Here is a 4,816-nt window from a genome sequence, read left to right on the forward strand (position 1 = left end):
ACTCCCCCCCCCCCCCCCCCCCCCCCCCCCCCCCCCCCCCCCCCCCCCCCCCCCCCCCCCCCCCCCCCCCCCCCCCCCCCCCCCCCCCCCGCGGCGTCAGCGGGGTCGGCGCACCGACGCGGCGTCACCAGTCGTGCGGTCGGCTCCAGTTCGGGCGGCCTGGCGGGGCGGGGGCAGCGGCGCGCCGGTGCCGAATTTTTACCTCCCCTTGACGTTCGGTGTCGGTCGCCGCTCCCGGGCCGCGACGGACCGCGGGGCCTCCGCCACGCGGGCCATCCCGCGGATCGCCCGGCTTCCCCGCCTCCGCTGGGTAGAGTTCGGGCCCGGAGCAACGCTCGCGGCGGTCCCCGAGGCACGCCGCCCCAGCGCGTGAGTCGAGGGAGTACCGATGGCAAGGCTTCAGGGCACCGTCAAGTGGTTCAACGAGTCGAAGGGCTTCGGTTTCATCAGCCCGGAGGACGGCAGCAAGGACGTCTTCGTGCACTTCAGCGCGATCCAGGGGACGGGTTTCAAGACCCTCGCCGAGGGACAGCAGGTGGAGTTCGAGGTCGAGAGGGGCACCAAGGGCCCGTCGGCCGCCAACGTCCTCGCGGTCTAGGGTCGCACGTCGAGGCCCACTGCCGCCCGCCGGTCTCCGTGGGGAGGACCGGCGGGCGGCGGTCGCGCTGCCCCGGGTGGGCCACCCCGCCCGCCGGCGCCTCTCCCGGGGCCGGCGCCCGGCCGAACACGACCTGCTCGGGCCTGACGACGCCCCGACCCAGCGGCTGTCGGCCCTGCCGGCCGGCCGGGGCGCCGTCAGGCCGCGTCAACTCATCGGCCGTACCAGCGGGTTGTCGCCGGCCGACTCCGGGCGGAGCCTGTTCGGCGGGCTCGCGACCAGGCCGATGGGCCGACCGCTCTCCACGGCCGGCCCATCGACGTCCCTCACTACCGGCGGTCCGCCGCCCAGCGGACCGTGTCACCCGGGCCGAACGGCACCGGCTTGCGCACCCCGGTCAGCACGAACGGTCGCACCGCGGGTGTGCCGCTCGCCGCCGGAGCCGCCGGAGCCGCCGCGACCGCGCTCGGATGCACGGCCTGCGGCGCGGCCGGCGTCTGGATGGTCACCGTGCTCTGACCCGCGCCCGGGGCCAGCCAGCCCGACAACTCCCCGGCGTAGGTCGAGCCGACCGCCGTGGGCGTGGTGCCGGTCTGCTGCACCTGGACGGTTCCCGTCGGCGCGGTCACCGGGACCTGCACACCGGCCGGCGCGCTGACGGTCACCGTCGAGCCGATCTGGTACCCGCTCGCCGTGCCGGCCGCCAGCGCCGCGTTCCACGCCGCCTGGTTCTGCTCCTGCCCGGCGATGTCCTTCAGCCGCAGGTTCACCATCGGGGTGTTGGTGTTGAACAGCGCCTGGTAGCTGCTGACGATCTGGTTGAGCAGCGGGTAGGCGATCCGCTCCTCGGCGAAGTTGGACTGGTGCAGCACCAGCGGGGTCGGGTCGTTGCCCATCACTCGCTGCATCGCGATCCGCGCCTCGGTCGGCACGATGGTGCTCTGGTAGCCGGTGGTCTCGTCCAGCGGCGCGGCCAGGCAGCCGGTCGCCGTCGAGGTGCCGCAACTACCGCTGCCACCTTGGGCGGTGGGCGTGAAGACCCAGTTGTACTCGTCGGTCTCCTCGGCCGCCGTGGCGGCGTTGTAGTAGACGTCGTCCTGGTGGCCGGGGACGGTCAGCGCCGTACCGACCTGCCGGGCCGCGGTCTCCGTCGAGCCGTTGGAGGCCAGCGCGGTGACCCCGGCCGCGGTGAGTGCGGGGGCCAACGACGGGTTGTCCTGGGTCTGTTGCGGCGGCAGCGCCAGCCCCGAGTTCTGGTAGGTCACCAGCTCGCTCGGGTCCACCGACAGGCCCTTGCCCTGCGCCCAGGTCAGGTTGGACTGGATGGCGGAGGTGATGGCCGCCTGGCTGGTCCACTGCGGGGCGCCGGTGCCGTCCGTGTAGCACACCCACGGCACCACGGTGACGTTCTGCACGCAGCCCAGGTACGGGTGGCCGTAGGTCCCGTTCACCCAGCGGAAGGAGGCGGCGTTGGCCGCGAACTCCGCTTCGGTGGGGTCGGATCCGCTCGTCGCGACCGTGCTGTCGCTGCCGCTGCCGTCGTAGGCCAGGTCCAGCGTGATGCTGTTGGCCGCCTCCCACTGCTTGGCGTAGTCCACGTCGGCGGCGGTCATCCGGATCGGCACGGTGTCCGGGCTGCCGGCGGCCGGGTTGCAGTTGGCGCTGCCCATGGTGCACTTCAGCGTGGGGCTCCACCGGTTGTCGGCGAGCAGCACGTCGTCCACCTGGACGCCGAAGTAGTTGCGGTCGAAGCCGAGATGGACGCCCTGGGTCATCCAGTCGACCATGCCGCGGGCCAGCAGCCGCCACTGCTGCTGGTACTGGTTGTAGGCGAAGGTGGTGACCAACTCGTCGATGCCGTCGTGGTGGTAGTCACCGACCAGGCTGCCGGTCTGGGTGCTGCCCGGGATCGGCATCCCGACGAAGGTGGTGAAGCTCGCCCCGGCCGCCTGGGTGGCCAGCGGGGTCGCCAGGAACCCGTAACTCTCCACCACACTCGGGTTGATCTGCTCGAACGGGACGCTGCCCTTGAGGTAGCCGAACGGACCGGCCAGGCCGGCCGCGGTGACCATCCCGGTCATTCCGTCCAGGCTTCCCAAGTATCCTGGGTTCTGTGGCCAGTTGAGGCCGACCGAGGGCTGTGGGTAGGTGTTCGCGTCCACCTGGCGGACGTGGTAGCTCTGCTCGTAGGCGGTCAGCGCGTTGGTCTCGGCGCTGCCGGTGCCGAGGGCGTAGGCGCTGGACATCACCACGGCCTGGAACCTGGCCTCGACGCTGCCGTCCGGGGCGGTGCCGGTGAGGAAGGCCGCGTTGATCACCGGTCGGCTGGTGTTGCTGAGCAGCACGTCGGTGAACGGGATTCCCTCACTGGTGAGTTCGGCGGTGATGGACGCCACCGAGGGTCCGCCGTCGTCCAGCACCAGCACTCGCAGGTCGGTCCGGTAGGCCGGCGCGGTGTCCGCGTGGGCGGCCGCGACGGGCGCCCCCAGCGCCAGCAGTCCGCCGGCGGTCAGCGCGGCAGCCCAGCGTTTTCTCAAGCCCATTGGTTTCCTCCACGGAGAGAGGCCCCCGCACGGGCGGGCGCCTCGGACAGAAGTGCCGGTTCCGGTGGATCCCCCCGTTGCCGTCGCGGCCTGCGGATCTTGGTCCGGCGACGACGGGACGAAACGCTAACGCAGAGTCAGTCGGTGGGACCAGTGGGTGATTTCGCACCGCGTGGCGCAGCTGTCCGATTCCATCGCGCCCGCCGCACCGACCGCGACACCCCGGACCGCCTTCCGCCTAGGCCAGAGGCCTACCCGGCCACCACCCGACGCGCCCCCGCCGGCGCCCGGCAGGCCGGGCTAATGGCGGAATCTCGCCACCCGGGCCGCCCCTCGGGCCCCAGCGCGGCGGCGGCGCACCAGGAACGGGCCAGGAGCGGCCCGCCCCCAGAAGTATCTTGACGTCAAGAGATTTGGTGGCATGCTTGCTCTTGAGACAATTTCTCTCGATGTCAAGATACTTGGAGCGCCGTGATGCTTCCCACCACCCCCGCCGGTCCCACCGCCGTCTGGGACCCGCAGCAGTACCTCCGCTTCGCCGACGAGCGCACCCGCCCGCTGCGCGACCTGCTCGCCCGGGTGCCCGAGCCCACCGGTGGCCGCACGCCGCGGATCCTCGACATCGGCTGCGGGCCGGGCAACTCCACCGCCGTGCTGCGCGAGCGCTGGCCCGGGGCTCGGATCACCGGTGTGGACAACTCCGCCGAGATGCTCGCCACCGCCCGCACCGAGGGCGATCCGAGCGCCGACTACCTGCTCGCCGACGCCCGCGACTACGACCCCGTGCCGGCCGCCCCCGACCTGATCGCCTCCAACGCCGCCCTCCAGTGGGTCGAGGGGCACCTGGAACTGCTGCCCCGCTGGGTCGCGGCACTGCGGCCCGGCGGCACGCTCGCCTTCCAGGTCCCCGGCAACTTCGAGGCGCCGAGCCACACCCTGCTGGCCGGCCTCTGCCGCTCCCCGCGCTGGCGCGCCGCCCTCGGCGACACCGTCCGCGGCGGCGCCGTCCACCAGCCCGCCGAGTACCTGGCCGCCCTGGCCGCCAGCGGCTGCGCGGTCGACGTCTGGGAGACCACCTACAGCACCCTGCTCACCGGCCCCGACCCGGTCCTCGCCTGGACCAGGGGCACCGCGCTGCGCCCGGTGCTGACCCGGCTCACCGACCCCGGCGAGCGGCAGGCCTTCCTCGCCGAGTACGCGGCCCTGCTGCGCGAGGCCTACCCGGCCACCCCGTACGGGACGGTCTTCCCGTTCCGCCGCGTCTTCGCCGTCGCCACCCGCCGCTGATCCCCCCGGGGGGCTCGGGTCCCCCGGGGGCTCGGGCCGGCCCCGGCGCCGGGCGGCCGGGAACGACGGGCCGCTCTCGCACACGTCCCCCGCCGCCACCGTCCCGGTCGCCACCAGCGGGCGCTCCGGCGGGGTGTCCTCGGGCGGGGGCCGGGCCCCGTCGTCCCCTCGCGCGACGGGATCCGGCCACTCCGCACGGGAGATGACGCTACGGAACCCGCGCGGGGCGGTCCTCCCGCCGCGGACGGAGATCACCACCGACCCTGGTGGTAGGGCGGGAGGAGGACTCCACCCCTAGTGCTGCTCCGCGTTAATTCGTGGAGGGGTGTTGATCAAGTGGCCGGGCCGCCGAGGTAGAGGCCGCAGGCACAGTCGAAGCAGTCCTCGG

Annotated in this window: 3 protein-coding genes; 2 read left to right on the forward strand and 1 reads right to left on the reverse strand. The window is 73.5% G+C overall.

All coding sequences use genetic code 11. The annotated features are described in order from the left end of the window. Positions 1 to 388: 388 nt before the first annotated feature. Complete coding sequence (gene cspE / locus ACZ38L_RS33430) at positions 389 to 598, forward strand: transcription antiterminator/RNA stability regulator CspE (protein WP_396562275.1); 210 nt, start codon at positions 389 to 391, stop codon at positions 596 to 598. Positions 599 to 927: 329 nt separating this feature from the next. Here the strand turns inward: cspE and ACZ38L_RS33435 are convergent, their stop codons facing one another. Next, on the reverse strand, positions 928 to 3,141 hold the full coding sequence (locus ACZ38L_RS33435) for a hypothetical protein (RefSeq protein WP_465700550.1): 2,214 nt from the start codon (positions 3,139 to 3,141) through the stop codon (positions 928 to 930). Between the two features lie 474 nt (positions 3,142 to 3,615). Between ACZ38L_RS33435 and ACZ38L_RS33440 the strand changes: the two genes are divergently transcribed. Then, positions 3,616 to 4,428, forward strand: a complete 813-nt coding sequence (locus ACZ38L_RS33440) for a trans-aconitate 2-methyltransferase (RefSeq protein ID WP_465700552.1) — start codon at positions 3,616 to 3,618, stop codon at positions 4,426 to 4,428. Positions 4,429 to 4,816: the final 388 nt, after the last annotated feature.

Source organism: Kitasatospora sp. NPDC024654 (genome assembly GCF_055559155.1).